Here is a 14324-nt window from a genome sequence, read left to right on the forward strand (position 1 = left end):
TTCATTATTTAGAGTTGTACCTACTTTTTCCTAAAAATACTATAGGGTTTTAGGCTTCTATCAACAATCTCAAATTCTAAATTGTGGCTTTCACGAAAATCATGGCTAAAGTGATCAACCTGATTTGTGTCACTCAGTTCCAAATTATAGAAATCGGCAAAATCATGTTCAAAATAAGGACCCGCGTGCCAAGTCCCTAGTTCTAACTTGATAAAGCAATTTCCCGGAATCAGAAAAACTTTAATTTCATCAATGGCGGGTTGTTCACGTTCACAAGCCGGTGCAACCGCCATCCACCAGTCTTTCCCTTCTAGAGAACCTAAACATTGGGTACATTGGCGATGGCGCGTGATTTTGTGAAATTTGCGACCTCTTTGGTACAAGCGCATGATGTAAAAACGGGGAGTACCGTTGTGCAACATTAATTGAGCATCTGTCGCATCATAGGGTTTATCATCGGCTGTCGGCGTGATCAACTGACCGAAGGGTTGAAAGCATTCGGCGCTAATGTTTTCTAGTGGAAGTTGTTTCACCGAAATGGTGGGATTCATGACAGATATCGATAGTGCAACACAAAGCTTACTGCTATTTTGTCCCAAACAGGCGATCGCCTGCATCCCCAAGTCCGGGCAAAATATAGCCATGCTCGTCTAAGCTTTCATCAATAGCGGCAGTATACAGAGGGACTTCCGGATGATGATCATGGAAATTCGCGATTCCCTCCGGTGCAGCTAACAAGCACAAAAACTTGATTGACAACGGGATAAAATCCTTCACCCTATCCACGGCGGCTACGGCTGTATTCCCTGTCGCCACCATGGGATCAACGACCAAGATGTCTCGGTGTTCAATATCATGAGGCAGTTTGCAATAATATTCAATCGGAATCCGAGTAGTGGGTTCACGATACAAGCCAATATGCCCCAAGCGGGCGGAAGGAATCAGTTCTAAGATACCATCAACCAGCCCTTGCCCTGCCCGCATAATCGAAACAATCACCATTTTCTTATCCGAAGCCAGCATGGGAGCGTGCATGGGAGCCAGGGGTGTTTTAATCGCTGCGTATTTAAGGGGTAAGTCCCGTGTTACCTCGTAAGCTAACAAGCTACCAACTTCTTTCATCAGTTGACGAAATTTAGCCGTACTGGTATCCGCCTGACGCATAAGGGTTAGCTTGTGTTGCACGAATGGGTGATTGATTACTGTAACTTGAGGAGTCATCTGTTAGGAGTAGACAGCTTTTTATCTGTATAGAAGTTAATCTTCATGTCCTGAGAGTATACCACTCCTGTTGCCAAATCACAGTCCAGGAAGGAATACAGTATAAACTATACGTTGATCATGTATTTATTAATTCATCATAATCAATACAAAAACAAGAATAGTATTATAGGTTTTCTGTCGCTAAATAAGATTTATTCAAGTTATGTTTAAAATTGCCCCTACCGTGGATAGGGTGGCTATTTAAGTCCTGATAGTTTTACTTAGCCTGATCCGGTTAACTATCTGGAACTCCAAATTGATCGGGTAACTCATCAGACGTAATTTTCAAAATTTTCAGTAAAGTCTTGTACTGAACAGGGGTAAGTTTTGGCACTGATCGCCCTGCTTCCCAATTCCTTATGGTTGTTTCCGTTACGCCGAGTGCATCCGCTAACTGCTTTTGGGTGAGAAATTGTCGCACTCTTAGTCTCATTAGCGGCGATCGTTCAGGTTTGTCGGTCATTTGCGTAAATTAGTTGACGGTTAGCGTAAATTACTTTACTCTAGTCATAGACAGACTAAAGAAAGACAGCGCTCATTGAACCAGAGAAAGCGTTCTAGAGTATTGCTGCCTTTTCTCAATCCGTTGTCATTTTACGCACTCATGCGATCGCATGAGTGTAAATCTATCTGGAATTAATCAGGACAATTCATGAACCGCAATCTTTTATCCAACTATTTTAGACCGACCCAACCCACCAGTTCTATTGTTCCTCATCACTGGTGTTATTCATGCGATCGCCAACCTCCTCTTCCTCGTCGAAGTCTTCACGGGTTTTTTGCTGCAAATCCCGGTATAGCTGTTGAAGACAGCTAAGCCGCGCCCTCAATCGAGGTAACTTCTGTTCCAGATAAGCCAATTCCTCTTGGGTTTCCAAGATTAATTGGCTGAGGATTCCCCCAGATATTTCGCCTTTTGAAAACCTTGTAAGTCTTGTGGATTTTGGACTCTGGATATTTGGGTGATCAGTTCCGTGCGAGTCATTCCCAGACTGGCTGCTAGCTGATTGAGGTTTTCCCAATCCTGGGGTTCGAGCCGTATCCCAACGCTGATCGTCTTCCGGTCTGATTTCGGTCTACCACGTTTGTTTGTCATTCTCCTTCCTCATCGCTAACCTTGTCTTCATCATCAAGGTTTTCGCCCGTCTTGACCCTTAACTGGTCAAACAGTTCTTCAAGCTGGCGCTCCCTTTTTTCCAGCCGTTCCACTTCTGATCGGTAATGAGCCAACTGAATCGCGTTCTCCTCTATCAGTTGGCGAAGGATTCCCCCAGAAATCGTTCTTCGGCTAGTTGCGAAAGGTTCTCCTGAATCTCTCCTCTGGCAAATCGCTCCACCAGTTCTGATCTGGTTATTCCCAGTTGCTGCGCTTGAGATTGTAGAAGCGTCCACCCCTTCGGCGTAATCATCAGCGATACGTTTTTTGCGTTTTCCCTGGCTGACTTGGGTCTGCCGCGCTTGCTCGTCATACTTTTTTGAATGTGCCATAACCTGTCTGTGCATTATCTCATATATACAAATAGGATATTGACTTTTTATTATTACATATATAAAATAAAAATACCGATTTTTACATACGTAGATCAAACAAGTTCAGGCGATCGCGTAACAGAGCGCTGCGATTTCACAAGGCGCACACTGCGGATCGCTCTTCTGTGACAACCTTACCCAGCTTTCGACGATGAAACACTCCGACTGGCTACGCCTTCAATCCGAAGGCGAGAGTATCTGTGCAATTTTGCGCCAACAAGGTTATGTCTGCCGCAAACAGACTCGACGCCTATCCTGGAAACTTTCTAAAACGGGTCAAAACGATTACATGCTCAGATGGCTACCAGCACCCATCAACGAATGGAATTTGATGCCCAAGGATACCAGCCCACAATGGGAGCAGCTTTGGCAAATCATTGAACGCACCTTAAGCATCATCAGAGGGGAAGCCAGGAAAACTCTGCCCAAACCCACTTCACAACCAGAAAATAACTCCCGCCCTTGGGCAATTATCCGACTCCTACCTGATGCCAGACGGCATACAGTGGCGAGATTTTTCAACCGTCAAGATGCAGAGGATTACCAACGCTTTCTCAAGCATTTTATACCGGATGCTGAATTTGAAGTCTTTTTCGATGTTCCCAACGAACAGCTTTAAGGCACAACTAATTAAACAAACGATTAAACCAGGAATCAAGCGATCATGACTGCCTTATTTCGCCGCATCAAACCTGCCCAAAACTTCCGCATCACTAAGCGTCAAATTGCCAAATTCTTAAATATTCCCGCTTCCCTCATCGTAAAAGTAGAATCCTGGCTCTACGTTATCTTTGTCCATCGTCTCGATAAAGGAGGACAATTCATCAGCTATCGTCAGATGGAACAATGGAAAAATGCCATTGCCTGTCACCTGCAAAAATGTTCGACGTATCAACAATTACACAGTTTGTGGAATGGGATTAAATATGACCAGACCAAGCACCGCAAACAATACGCTGATTCTATCTTGCCTTTCCTCAAGACAATCTGGGAAAAATGTCTGCTCATCGAGTAGGTTTGTAGCGAAATCACCCCATGCAAGAGGAGGCGATTGAAATCGCTGCTACACAAACAAAGTCCGCCTGCGCGGACTAGGTTATAACGGCGGTAGCTAACCTGGATTTGGTATTAAAACGCTACTTAGTATTAGACTTGATTTTAAGAGCGATCGCGCTTATTTTGCATTGATGTTGGATTGGAGTGGATGTTGGGTTTCGGCGCGTCAACCCAACCTACAGTGATAGGCGATAGCACTATCCTGCAATCGTTAGATAAACAGCGCTGGCGAAATCTGGAAGTAATCGCCAAGTGCCTTAGCTTGTGCTTTACTAATGAATCGCTTGCCATTTACCACTTCAGACACTACACCACTCGATCCAATAACACCCACCAAGTCAGCTTGACGAGTGCCACTGGATTCCATGATGTGTTGGAGAATTTCATGAGGTGCAGCTTGATCCATCGGATAGTTCTGTTCCTCATAGGCTTCAATCAGCGTTACGAGCAACTTGTGTAACGCTTTCTCCTCTGGAGTTCGGTTTTTGGCAAAGGTTAGCCGTTCTGCCTCTGCTAGAGCGCGATCATACTCCTGTTCTGTCTCAATCACTTTGGGCGCGACTTGTGCGAGTAGATGGCGGTAAGCGTCTTGGTCAAAAGTAAGGGTCATTTTTCCACTTTGCTTTAATCAGAGTTAAATTGAGAGTGTGATTGCCTTAGAGTTGATTGTAAGAGCGATCGCGCTTATCTGGCATTGATGTTCACGAGAGTGAATATTGGGTTTCCTACGTCAACCCAACCTACGGCGATGGGCGATCGCACCTACTGATTATTTCGTTCAAAAAACTGTCCCATCACTCTCAATCTGAATCGGCGGAACCCCCCCTTCTCTTAATTGTGCTGCAATCTTTCGTCCGGCTGTCCAAGTCCCACCTTGTAAAACCTTAACTAATGGTAATTGGGTTGCTGTTAAGTTTAGCTGTTTTCGGATAGCTTCGGCAATTCGATCTAACAGACTTACAGTCAGCGCTCGCCACTCGACAATTACTTCAGAACCCGGTAAGTGGCGCTGCTGCAAAATAGCCGGATCTTTCACCACAATCAGTCCTAAATCGAGGCATAAACCGCCATTGCGATACTCGGCTAATCCGGTGAGTTCGTCTAATCCAGTAATTTCTAACCCTAATTCTTGTAAGGGTTCTAAAAGAGAGTAGGTTAACCACTGGGAAAGTTTGTGAAACGGTATATATTGATCACTCGGCTTTTCCCCGGAGAGGGCAGAATGACGCCAGACATCGCCTAAATTCACTCCCGCGATCGCGAGTCGTCCTGACCAAATATCACCTAACCCCTCTAACACAGCCGATAGTACGACTTTTGCGGGTAGCTTGCCGATAACGTTGGGTTTAGATAAGTTATCGGTTGTTTCCATAACCTTATCTGTCAAACTCCCCTCCATCGGTTCTCCCTCACGGGTTGAAAGACTCAACAAATACTTGACCAAATTACCCGGACGGGGATTTTGATCACCAAACAATTTCGGATGAGTCTGTAGGGATTCTCCCAAGCGCTGTAAGAGTTTTACCCTACCCTCTAAACCTAAAAGGGGATTCGCTGAACTAACTTGAAATCCGTGAGCTAACTGCTCAACTGTTAAGTTTTGCAATCCTTGAGCATCGGCTTGTAAGGGGTATTCTGGATTACTGGAAAACATACCCTGATAGAACATCCGGAAACTAGCAACGGCTAAACCTTCAGAACGGCGAAACACTTGTCCCGTTTGGGTTTCAAAATATTGCCAATCAGCACCCGCCCCCGCATCCAATAAGACACTAACAATCGCTAAATCAAATTTAGTTTGGGCTTTTTGCCGGGGAGTGAATCCGGCTAATTTTTGTGATAATTCAGCAAGGCGTGGCACGTTCCCGACTTCAAAATGTCGCCAGCGACTGTGGAACGGGATATTAAAATCAGGATATTCATCCTGCATCACTTGAATCACATAACTGGCTACATTTTCTAGCTGGGTTAAATCGCAACGGAAGTAATGCAACCGATTTGCCTCAGCGAGATCCAAGACGCGATCGCACCGTTCTCGAATCGCCTTTGGTGTTCTCAGGTAAGCAATAGTTTGTTGATCGTTTGTCATTTGTCATTTGTAACCTGTAGGGGCGAAGCATTTGGGGAGCCATCTTATAATACTTGTCCAAAATGTTTTACCCAAATGCTTCGCCCAGTTCCGGTGATGTCGTTTATGGATAAATTTTAGATTTGTCGGGGCGGGTCTAGTTATATTTATTGTGAGGTCAGAAACGATAATAGTGAAAAGAGCCCCTACACAATACTCAAAACTTTTTCATAATTCATAATTTCTATTTTATAGGTGTGTACCCCTGAATAACTGTCTGTCGGTATAACTTACTACAGACGCCAGTGCGGGAGTACACACTCTACTTGTGATTAGACACACTTACTGTTCTGAATTGAAGGAAACACTGCTGACTATGAGGAAGCTAAGTCACTAGATCAAGAATAACAAAGAAGTTGCCTGAAATCAAATCTGCAATCATCTGTTGTTTTCGGCGTTTCATTCGTCATTGGTTCTGCTCAAATCCCCAATTTGCAATAACGAATCCAAAACCATCAGCCAAGACTACGCCCTTTAATCGTCGCTAATTTTACTGCATCGGGTGCGGTTGTTTCGGTATAATAACCAGCCGCTTGCTTGGCAGCAATTTCGACCATGGCATCTTCGGGAATTAAATCGTCAGGAATCGGGACGCGCTTGACAATCTCGATGCCAGAGTTGGTGATCGCATTGTATTTCATGTCGCTCATGGAGACAAACCGATCAATCCGTGTAATTCCCAACCAGTGTAGTACATCCGGCATTAGTTCTTGGAAACGCATGTCGGGAACACCTGCGACACATTCGGTGCGGTTGAAATAGGAAGAAGCGCTATCGCCGCCTTCTTGTCGCTTGCGGGCATTATAAACCAGGAACTTGGTGACTTCACCTAATGCCCGCCCTTCTTTGCGGAAGTAAACCAAAACCCCTGCACCTCCGGCTTGTGCGGTTTGCACACAAACTTCCAACCCATGTACTAAATAAGGACGACAGGTGCAAATATCGGAACCAAAGACATCGGAACCGTTGCATTCATCATGAACTCGCACCGCAAGTTGGCGATTGGGATCAGTAATCGCGTCAACCTCACCAATTAAATAAACTGTAATTCCACCAATCGGAGGTAAGAAAACCTGTAAATCTGTGCGGGTTATCAGTTCAGGGAACATTCCCCCGGTTTGCTCGAAGAGGGCGCGGCGTAATTCTCCTTCCTTGACGTTGAGTCGGTGGGCAATTCCTGGCAGATACCACACGGGATCAATGGCTACTTTGGTGACCACTAAACTGCCATTGGGCTTGACAATTTTACCGTCAACTGATAAACGATTTTTCTGGATCGCTTCTTGGATTTCCGGCAAGTTGACATGGGCTTGGGTGACTGCGATCGTGGGTCGAATGTCGTATCCTTGCTCATAGAAATTGGCGTAGACATCCCCCACCATTCCCCCAAAGGGATCAAGAGACACAATGCGATTAGGGTTAGCCCAACTGGGATGGGGACCTATCGCCACAACGGGAGATGTATTGGTCAAATCCGCTCTGTGATTGGGATGCAGCGCTCCACTGGCAACGGCTAATGCCCGATAGACGGAATAGGAACCGGAGTGAGTGCCGATCACGTTACGATGGGCGAGGTTCGTCACCGTACCAATAATGGGTCTGCGCTTGAGGGGGTCGATTTCTCCCCAATGCAGGCGAGGGGGTTGTTCCCGGGAACGCCCTGGATGAGAGGTCAAAACAATATGCTTTAGTTTCGACTTCGACAAAGGCTGTGATAGTTGCATGATGGCTCCTATGTAGAATGCACCTCAAATTAACGTATGAGTCGTTTAATTCAAGCAAGCTCCAATCATAGCAATTAGAGTTTGGTTATGGATGAACCTGATGGAACAGGGTGTCAACACCCTGTAGTATTTCAAAATACAACGTAATGACTCAGAGGCTATGGTGCGAGGAACACAACCACAGGGGAATTCTGGTTCCCCGTCACTGACACAACAAAGGCAGATGGCAGATGGCTCGCCTGGATTTATGGCGATGCCTTCAGCACTCTTTGATGGTGCAACTTAGCCTGGAGCAAGGGTTTTAATTTAAGGAGAGGTCATTATCCATTGTTCATTATCCATTGTCAATTTGTGAACACTCTTGCCCATCTTGCATCTTGAGTCATTCTAGGCTTGACCAAATGCTGACTAAAAATTTTATCAATTTAGTCAGGGCGGGTTTAGTTACATTTGGGTGAGGGCATAAATGATAGTAGTGAAACCCGCCCCTACACAACAACCAAGACTGTGAATATTATTCGCCAGCAACGCCCAACTAATCCGACTGAAAAATTAAATATTCATTAAATTTTTTAGCCAGATTATTTAATTTAACCCAAAAGTATGAGGTTGAACGCTCCATTTCAGGTGATCATGGCATCGTTACCGTATTGTTGGATTGTCACGATGCTTGGACTCTCTGTAAGTTATACCGTCGCCGAATTAATTTCTCTGATTTTTTGTGCTGTTGTTGGCACGGGAATAATATTTATGGGATACTTTTTGGCATTATCTGTCGTCTAAGGGAACAATCTCACCAATTCAGGTGGGATGGTGTTGTTCTTAAGGGTTAAGTATGAGTCGCAGGTCAAGTTCTTACGCGGTTTTCGTCGTACTGACGGTTATAACTGTCCTGTCTGTCATCGTCACCAACGTGCCGCGATCGCATTCTATATCCCCCAATCCTGGAAATGCTGCTCTCATCGCCGCTACGCCGACTCAACAATGGCAAGATGCCAAATTGTTGCGTAATATTAAGGGACATGCAGACGCAGTAGGCGCGATCGCGATTAGCCAAGATGGACAACTCCTCGCCACGGGTAGCGATGATCAAACGATTAAACTCTGGAACCTAAATACAGGTCAGCCATTGCGGACGTTTTCTGGACATTCTGATCAAATTACTGCCTTAGCCATCAGTCCAAATGCAGAAATACTGGTGAGTGGGGGGGGTATCGAGGACGGTTCAATTAAACTCTGGAATCTGAAAACTGGTGAATTGATCAATACTTTCCAGAAGAAAGAAGGCATGATTCCATCCTTGGCGATTACCCCAGACGGACAAACTCTCGCCAGTGCGAGGAGAGGAGAAGGTTTAGGTTTTGTCTCGGAAATTACGCTTTGGAATATAGAAACAGGCAAACAACTGCTTCAGTTTGATATTGAAAATTTAACCCTATCTCTTGCTTTTAGTCCCAATGGAGAACTCCTTGCCAGTGGTTCTGAGGACGGTACAATTCATTTATGGAATTGGCAGAGTGGGGAAATCCGGCATATCCTCCAGCATCCTCAGTCTTTAAGAGCGTTGGCGTTTAATCAGGATGGACAAGTCTTGGTGAGTGAGAGTTTTGCCGAAACTATTAACCTTTGGAATCCCCAAACCGGGGAATTACTTTCGACACCTGTAACAAATCCTAAACCTGTCTTTGTGAATGCCTTGGCGCTGCATCCATCGGGTAATATCTTGGCAAGCGCGTTAGGTCCTTATGGCAGATTAGGATTATGGAATCTGCAAACCGGTGAGTTGATGACGACGCTGACAGGGTTTTCAGGTTCGATTTTTTCCCTCGGCTTTAGTGGTGACGGTCAGATATTGGTTAGCGGGAGTAATGATGGCGCGATCGCAATTTGGAGAACAGGAAATAGGGAATAAACTGGGGAAATGAACAGTATGGGGGCGGGTCAATACTGCTCGGTTAAGGAAGGTTGTCCATCGAAGGAAGCAGGGGAAGCAGGGGAAGCAGGGGAAGCAGGGGAAGCAGGGGGAGAGAATACAGGCTTATCCGAGCAGTATTGGGGGGCGGGTTTAGTCACATTTGGGTAAGTTCATAAAGGATAGTCGTAAAACCCGCCCCTACACTTTAAGACGCTTCAAAAGCGCGTCTCTACACTTTTTCAACTTCCACCACTGCCTAAAATAATCAAACTCAGTAACGTCCCACTATTCCAGAGACTGTGAACCAGCATGGGAGCCAGAAGATTGCGCGATCGCGTGTACACAACTCCCAATACAATTCCTAATGTGGCGAGGGGTAAGACTTCCGATAGACTCAGGTGTGCGATCGCAAAGATGAGACTACTGGTCACAATTGCTCCCCAAACAGGCATATAGCGCGTTAAGGAAGGTAATAAAAACCCTCGGAACATAAATTCTTCAAACAGGGGTGCAGCAATGCAAGCGGTGCTAAAAAATATCACGATAGCAACTGTATCCTGTCCTTCTAGCACCAGAGAAAGAATCGGATTACTCCCCCCTTGCCCCTGCCATAATTTTTGGTTAATGAGTGAGACCAAAATGACCAGAGGTAGAGCCACAAGATAGCCACCTAAGCCCAAAAGAATCCCTTTCCTGCGGAATTTAATCTGAAACCAATCCTCTGGCAAGGGGAAAAAATGCTTGATTGAAAGGTAAAGTACTCCCAATCCGGCGGCGGCTAGCAAGACATAACTCATTAAAATATAGAAGGCTTGCATCCGTACTGTGAAATTAGCCGGCTCAAGCTGGAACACGACCAGAAAAATTGGCAGGATAAAAATAGGAAGGAGGATTTGACCAATAAAGAAAAAGCCGAGAATCAAGACTTGCCAAATCGTTTCTCCATCCCAAGGCGTATCCCAAGGCATATCGCTGTTGGTGGCTAGTAGCGATCGCTCTCCTTGAAGTAGCCACTGACCCAGCAAAAATAGCAAGAGTCCCACCCCGACAATACCCCCAATTCCGGGAATGGCACTAATGAGAGCTAACTTAAGCAGGGCTTGTTTTGCTCTCTGTTGTTCTTGAGCTTGTAAGGACAATAAAGCATCTTGACGCTGTTGCAATTGATAAAGCTGAAGCAATGCTCGATACTGGAACCAGCTATCTAAATTTCGTTGAATTTTTGACTCAGCATCTGGTAAGATACGGGGTGGATCATGCCAAAGACCTGCTAATACGGCTGCAGTTTGGGCAGATGGCGTTGTCGCTGGAGCGGTACTTTCGAGAGTTTCTTGCTCAATCAACTCATTCCATGTCTGAATCGCCACCTCTGTTTTACCCTGTTGAGCTTGCAGCAGTCCCAAGCGCACATTCAGTTCATCAATGAGCTGTTCTGTCTGAGACAATGATTTTTGCAACTGCTTTCGCTGCTGGGAGGTCATCGGAACCTCGTCAATGGGAGCGATTTGCATTTGCGGTTTAGCCAGCTCATCACCGATAGATGTCGCGACATCCTTGTTGGATGAGAGTTGTTCCAGTTTAGCGATTATTTTCGATTGAGTCGTCTGAGCTGTTTCCAGCACTTGTTCATATTGGTTTTGGGCGTTTTCAAAAGGATTATCACCGAGCAATGCATTCCGCGCTGCTGTCAAATCCTCTTCCCCTGATGTAACTAAACTCTGCCCCTCGGCTGCATGGAGTAACAAATTTGTTTGGTAAAGTTCTAAGCGACTTTGGATTTGAGGTTTACCCCAGCTTTCAACCAAAGAGAGGCTGACTTGTAAGAGTACAGCAATCGTCAGCACTGCCAAAATCAAGCGTTTAAGTAATAACCCAGTGTTCATGAACCCCCCCCAAAAAATAACAAGTCATAAGTCATAAATTATAAAAAAAGGTTTAGTAACAAATGTCACTGTTTTTGTTTCAGACGTGATCTGTCGCGTTTTGACTTTTCACGGGAAGTCTTGCAACTGAGTTGGTAAGCCAGATGAGGAAACTGAGACTCCTCCGGTGGAACGTCTAGGAGATAGAGGAGATGAGGAGGATAAATTGACTTGTTCCTCACCTTCATTCAGCCAGATGCCGTGAAAAGCAAGCTCCCCCGCCTTTTTGTACAACCGATGTGCGGTTAAACTGAAAATGACCCTGATATTTGAAGATACCCCAAGGATGCTACCAGGATTTGGGTTAATCTGGCTACTATTCATAGATTTGGTAACAGAGGAGCAAAAGGATTGACTACTCGCGTCATTATTGTAAGGCACGGTCAAAGCAGCTATAATTCCCAGCAACTCATTCAAGGACGCTGTGATGAGTCCGTGTTGACCGAAAAAGGAGCTGCCGATGCTCGTAAGGTGGGTGCTGTTCTCAGTAGCCTGAGCCTTGATGCTGTTTATTGCTCTCCCCTCCAACGAGCGAAGCAGACAGCAGAGGTCATTCTACCCTATTTGTCTGGCTCACCCCCTCTCCAGGCAGCAGAAAACCTGATGGAAGTCGATTTACCCTTGTGGGAAAAATTGGCTAAATCAGACGCCCAGGCAAAATTCCCGGCGGAATATCGGTGCTGGAAAGAACGCCCGGATGAATTCTATATGGAGATTTCTACGCCGGAGGGAACCCGGAAACATTTTCCCGTCTTGGCACTTTATCAACAAGCGCAGCAATTCTGGCAAGAGATTCTACCCCGCCACCAAGGCGGCGCGATTTTAATCGTGGCACACAATGGCATTAATCGCTGTTTGATTAGTAGCGCCTTGGGTATTTCTCCAGCCCGTTACCAATCCATCTTGCAATCAAACTGTTGCATTAATGTTCTAAATTTTACGGGCGGTTGGGGTGAATCTGTACAATTAGAGTCTCTCAATCAAACCTCTCATGTCGGTACGCCTTTACCGACGCCTCGCCCTAATAATAGGGGTTTGCGTCTTCTACTGATACGTCACGGGGAAACGGAATGGAATCGTGTCTCCCGCTTCCAAGGGGGTATTGATATACCATTAAATGAGAATGGTCGCCAACAGGGACAGCGGGTGGCTGAATTTCTCAAAGATATCCCCATTGATTTTGCCGTTACCAGTCCCATGCTACGTCCCAAGGAAACGGCTGAATTGATTCTCCAGCATCACCGTGGCATTACGCTAGAATTTGAAGAAAAGTTTCGCGAAATTAATCATGGACTTTGGGAGGGTAAGTTAGAGTCAGAAATTAACCAGGAGTACGCTGAGTTATTGCATCAGTGGAAAGTCGCCCCAGCTACTGTACAAATGCCCAATGGCGAAAATTTAACCCAGGTATGGGAGAGAGCTACAGCCGCTTGGGATAGGATGATTGAATCAAAAGCTGTATCAGCTTCGACAGAAATAAAAACGGGTCTGGTTGTTGCTCACGATGCGATTAATAAAGTTATTCTTTGTCATGTCTTGGGATTGAGTTCAGAATCATTCTGGAGTATTAAACAAGGGAATGGGGGTGTGAGTGTGATTGAATATGCTCAAGGGTTAGAGAAGTTACCTGTTGTTCAGGCGATGAATATCACGACTCACCTTTCTGGAGATATTTTCGACCGAACGGCTGCTGGTGCGTTATAACTCCTGAGACATAAGTTTTGACATAGAAGATTGAGGAAAGGGCGACCCAATCGTCTGTAGGGGCGGGTTTTACAGATAATATGCAAGCCAAAAGGGGTAACTTATGTAAACCCGCCCTGTTTCTGGAGTTTTTTATTGTTCTTACCTACTTAGTAGTTGGAAATCATGTTTCAAACCGACCCGCCTCAAGACCCGAAAAAAGTTTTGCCCACAATGTATGAGCTCAAGAGTGAAGACCCAGAGGAATCTGGTTTGCCTGACAAATATCATTTACTACAAGCGCGTTTCCTTGAAGATACATTCTATCCTCCCAACTACCCAACTGATCGCATTTTTGTTGCCAGCGATTTGAATCTTTACTACAATCCACGCCAACCCAATTGGTACAAACGCCCCGACTGGTTTGCTGTAGTGGGGGTTGATAGACTCTACGAACAACGGGATTTACGAATGAGCTATGTGGTGTGGCAAGAAGAAGTTAATCCCTTTGTCGTGGTAGAACTGATTTCACCGGGTACTGAGAAAGAAGACTTGGGACAAACGCTGCGGGAAGCGAATCAACCGCCGACAAAGTGGGATGTCTATGAACGGATTTTGCGTGTTCCCTATTATATAGTGTTTAATGGTCGCACGAACCAGCTAAGAGCGTTTCAATTAATGGGTAGTCGCTACACCGAGTTAGACGTTAGCGAACCGCGTGTGTGGATGAACGATATTCAGCTAGGGTTAGGACTGTGGCAGGGTTTCTATGGGGAATGCGATCGCATCTGGTTGCGTTGGTATGATGCACAGGGTAACTGGATTTTGACTCCCTCAGAACGAGAACGACAAGGAGTAGAACGAGAAAGGCGACGGGTAGAGAGGTTGGTTGAACAATTGCGATCGCTTGGTGTTGAACCGGATTTGGATTTGGATGTTTAGGGGTTTTTTGATTTAGCATAAACTCCCCCAAACCCCCACGACAAGTTAAGAAAGAATAAGTTTTCACCGCTGGGGAAGAAGCTGCGGATTTTTAAAGCTTTTGGCAGTATAAAGAATAAGGATCTGCCAAAGAATGCAGCTTGGCGGAAATAGCCCTACAG

19 protein-coding genes are annotated in these 14324 nt (G+C 45.5%); 8 read left to right on the forward strand and 11 right to left on the reverse strand.

The features are described from left to right. Window positions 1-20: 20 nt before the first annotated feature. From ACLGGO_RS13735 to ACLGGO_RS13760, 6 genes are all read right to left on the reverse strand, one after another. Window positions 21-551, reverse strand: coding sequence for an ureidoglycolate lyase (locus ACLGGO_RS13735; protein WP_446419735.1), 531 nt, complete (start codon window positions 549-551; stop codon window positions 21-23). A gap of 34 nt (window positions 552-585) precedes the next feature. After that, window positions 586-1221, reverse strand: coding sequence for a uracil phosphoribosyltransferase (upp, locus tag ACLGGO_RS13740; protein WP_446419736.1), 636 nt, complete (start codon window positions 1219-1221; stop codon window positions 586-588). 277 nt (window positions 1222-1498) lie between these two features. Next, a complete protein-coding gene (locus ACLGGO_RS13745; RefSeq protein ID WP_446337514.1) occupies window positions 1499-1726 on the reverse strand; it encodes a helix-turn-helix transcriptional regulator in 228 nt (75 codons plus the stop codon). A 241-nt stretch (window positions 1727-1967) separates the two neighbouring features. Next, window positions 1968-2141: a hypothetical protein gene (locus ACLGGO_RS13750; protein WP_446419737.1), complete on the reverse strand. Its 174-nt coding sequence runs from the start codon at window positions 2139-2141 to the stop codon at window positions 1968-1970. 2 nt (window positions 2142-2143) lie between these two features. Next, on the reverse strand, window positions 2144-2359 hold the full coding sequence (locus ACLGGO_RS13755) for a hypothetical protein (protein ID WP_446407838.1): 216 nt from the start codon (window positions 2357-2359) through the stop codon (window positions 2144-2146). Next, window positions 2356-2751 carry a hypothetical protein gene (locus tag ACLGGO_RS13760; RefSeq protein ID WP_446419738.1) on the reverse strand — a complete coding sequence of 132 codons (396 nt, stop codon included), beginning with the start codon at window positions 2749-2751 and terminating at the stop codon, window positions 2356-2358. Before ACLGGO_RS13760 ends, ACLGGO_RS13755 begins: the two co-directional genes overlap by 4 nt. A gap of 193 nt (window positions 2752-2944) precedes the next feature. On the opposite strand from ACLGGO_RS13760, the gene ACLGGO_RS13765 reads away from it, so the two are divergent. Together ACLGGO_RS13765 and ACLGGO_RS13770 are read left to right on the forward strand one after the other, a co-directional pair. Continuing rightward, complete coding sequence (locus ACLGGO_RS13765) at window positions 2945-3412, forward strand: hypothetical protein (protein WP_446419739.1); 468 nt, start codon at window positions 2945-2947, stop codon at window positions 3410-3412. Between the two features lie 45 nt (window positions 3413-3457). Beyond that, the gene (locus tag ACLGGO_RS13770; protein WP_446419740.1) at window positions 3458-3808 is read left to right on the forward strand and encodes a hypothetical protein; all 351 of its coding nucleotides are present in this window, start codon (window positions 3458-3460) and stop codon (window positions 3806-3808) included. A gap of 252 nt (window positions 3809-4060) precedes the next feature. On the opposite strand, the gene ACLGGO_RS13775 is transcribed toward ACLGGO_RS13770, so the two are convergent. From ACLGGO_RS13775 to ACLGGO_RS13785, 3 genes are all read right to left on the reverse strand, one after another. Next, window positions 4061-4459 (reverse strand): helix-turn-helix domain-containing protein, encoded by a 399-nt coding sequence (locus ACLGGO_RS13775; protein WP_446419741.1) that lies wholly within the window; start codon window positions 4457-4459, stop codon window positions 4061-4063. 168 nt (window positions 4460-4627) lie between these two features. After that, on the reverse strand, window positions 4628-5938 hold the full coding sequence (locus ACLGGO_RS13780; protein ID WP_446337521.1) for a URC4/urg3 family protein: 1311 nt from the start codon (window positions 5936-5938) through the stop codon (window positions 4628-4630). A 494-nt stretch (window positions 5939-6432) separates the two neighbouring features. Next, a complete protein-coding gene (locus ACLGGO_RS13785; RefSeq protein WP_446419742.1) occupies window positions 6433-7701 on the reverse strand; it encodes a GTP cyclohydrolase II in 1269 nt (422 codons plus the stop codon). 160 nt (window positions 7702-7861) lie between these two features. Here ACLGGO_RS13785 and ACLGGO_RS13790 point away from each other — a divergent pair, with 160 nt between their 5' ends. The 4 genes from ACLGGO_RS13790 to ACLGGO_RS13805 all read left to right on the forward strand — a co-directional run bounded on the left by ACLGGO_RS13790 (window position 7862) and on the right by ACLGGO_RS13805 (window position 9784). Beyond that, window positions 7862-7987 carry a hypothetical protein gene (locus ACLGGO_RS13790; RefSeq protein ID WP_446337523.1) on the forward strand — a complete coding sequence of 42 codons (126 nt, stop codon included), beginning with the start codon at window positions 7862-7864 and terminating at the stop codon, window positions 7985-7987. Window positions 7988-8334: 347 nt separating this feature from the next. After that, window positions 8335-8484, forward strand: coding sequence for a hypothetical protein (locus ACLGGO_RS13795; RefSeq protein WP_446337524.1), 150 nt, complete (start codon window positions 8335-8337; stop codon window positions 8482-8484). A 52-nt stretch (window positions 8485-8536) separates the two neighbouring features. Further along, a complete protein-coding gene (locus tag ACLGGO_RS13800; protein WP_446419743.1) occupies window positions 8537-9613 on the forward strand; it encodes a WD40 repeat domain-containing protein in 1077 nt (358 codons plus the stop codon). Window positions 9614-9622: 9 nt separating this feature from the next. Continuing rightward, window positions 9623-9784, forward strand: coding sequence for a hypothetical protein (locus ACLGGO_RS13805; RefSeq protein WP_446419744.1), 162 nt, complete (start codon window positions 9623-9625; stop codon window positions 9782-9784). A gap of 71 nt (window positions 9785-9855) precedes the next feature. Here ACLGGO_RS13805 and ACLGGO_RS13810 read toward each other — a convergent pair whose 3' ends face one another. After that, a complete protein-coding gene (locus ACLGGO_RS13810) occupies window positions 9856-11499 on the reverse strand; it encodes a CPBP family glutamic-type intramembrane protease (protein ID WP_446419745.1) in 1644 nt (547 codons plus the stop codon). A gap of 108 nt (window positions 11500-11607) precedes the next feature. Beyond that, the gene (locus tag ACLGGO_RS13815; RefSeq protein ID WP_446419746.1) at window positions 11608-11862 is read right to left on the reverse strand and encodes a hypothetical protein; all 255 of its coding nucleotides are present in this window, start codon (window positions 11860-11862) and stop codon (window positions 11608-11610) included. Window positions 11863-11889: 27 nt separating this feature from the next. Between ACLGGO_RS13815 and ACLGGO_RS13820 the strand changes: the two genes are divergently transcribed. Together ACLGGO_RS13820 and ACLGGO_RS13825 are read left to right on the forward strand one after the other, a co-directional pair. Beyond that, window positions 11890-13242: a histidine phosphatase family protein gene (locus ACLGGO_RS13820; RefSeq protein ID WP_446337527.1), complete on the forward strand. Its 1353-nt coding sequence runs from the start codon at window positions 11890-11892 to the stop codon at window positions 13240-13242. A gap of 165 nt (window positions 13243-13407) precedes the next feature. Further along, window positions 13408-14163, forward strand: coding sequence for a Uma2 family endonuclease (locus tag ACLGGO_RS13825; RefSeq protein WP_446337528.1), 756 nt, complete (start codon window positions 13408-13410; stop codon window positions 14161-14163). The last annotated feature ends 161 nt before the right edge of the window (window positions 14164-14324 follow it).

It is taken from the genome of Coleofasciculus sp. (assembly GCF_046565525.1).
Classification (GTDB): domain Bacteria; phylum Cyanobacteriota; class Cyanobacteriia; order Cyanobacteriales; family Coleofasciculaceae; genus Coleofasciculus.

Coding starts and splice junctions, on each gene's coding strand:
- ACLGGO_RS13770 (WP_446419740.1), top strand. CDS start 3,458: ATGACTGCCTTATTTCGCCGCATCAAACCTGCCCAAAACTTCCGCATC.
- ACLGGO_RS13775 (WP_446419741.1), bottom strand. CDS start 4,459: ATGACCCTTACTTTTGACCAAGACGCTTACCGCCATCTACTCGCACAA.
- ACLGGO_RS13735 (WP_446419735.1), bottom strand. CDS start 551: ATGAATCCCACCATTTCGGTGAAACAACTTCCACTAGAAAACATTAGC.
- ACLGGO_RS13795 (WP_446337524.1), top strand. CDS start 8,335: ATGGCATCGTTACCGTATTGTTGGATTGTCACGATGCTTGGACTCTCT.
- ACLGGO_RS13790 (WP_446337523.1), top strand. CDS start 7,862: ATGGTGCGAGGAACACAACCACAGGGGAATTCTGGTTCCCCGTCACTG.
- ACLGGO_RS13815 (WP_446419746.1), bottom strand. CDS start 11,862: ATGAATAGTAGCCAGATTAACCCAAATCCTGGTAGCATCCTTGGGGTA.
- ACLGGO_RS13745 (WP_446337514.1), bottom strand. CDS start 1,726: ATGACCGACAAACCTGAACGATCGCCGCTAATGAGACTAAGAGTGCGA.
- ACLGGO_RS13785 (WP_446419742.1), bottom strand. CDS start 7,701: ATGCAACTATCACAGCCTTTGTCGAAGTCGAAACTAAAGCATATTGTT.
- ACLGGO_RS13810 (WP_446419745.1), bottom strand. CDS start 11,499: ATGAACACTGGGTTATTACTTAAACGCTTGATTTTGGCAGTGCTGACG.
- ACLGGO_RS13825 (WP_446337528.1), top strand. CDS start 13,408: ATGTTTCAAACCGACCCGCCTCAAGACCCGAAAAAAGTTTTGCCCACA.
- upp (WP_446419736.1), bottom strand. CDS start 1,221: ATGACTCCTCAAGTTACAGTAATCAATCACCCATTCGTGCAACACAAG.
- ACLGGO_RS13800 (WP_446419743.1), top strand. CDS start 8,537: ATGAGTCGCAGGTCAAGTTCTTACGCGGTTTTCGTCGTACTGACGGTT.
- ACLGGO_RS13780 (WP_446337521.1), bottom strand. CDS start 5,938: ATGACAAACGATCAACAAACTATTGCTTACCTGAGAACACCAAAGGCG.
- ACLGGO_RS13755 (WP_446407838.1), bottom strand. CDS start 2,359: ATGACAAACAAACGTGGTAGACCGAAATCAGACCGGAAGACGATCAGC.
- ACLGGO_RS13805 (WP_446419744.1), top strand. CDS start 9,623: ATGAACAGTATGGGGGCGGGTCAATACTGCTCGGTTAAGGAAGGTTGT.
- ACLGGO_RS13765 (WP_446419739.1), top strand. CDS start 2,945: ATGAAACACTCCGACTGGCTACGCCTTCAATCCGAAGGCGAGAGTATC.
- ACLGGO_RS13760 (WP_446419738.1), bottom strand. CDS start 2,751: ATGGCACATTCAAAAAAGTATGACGAGCAAGCGCGGCAGACCCAAGTC.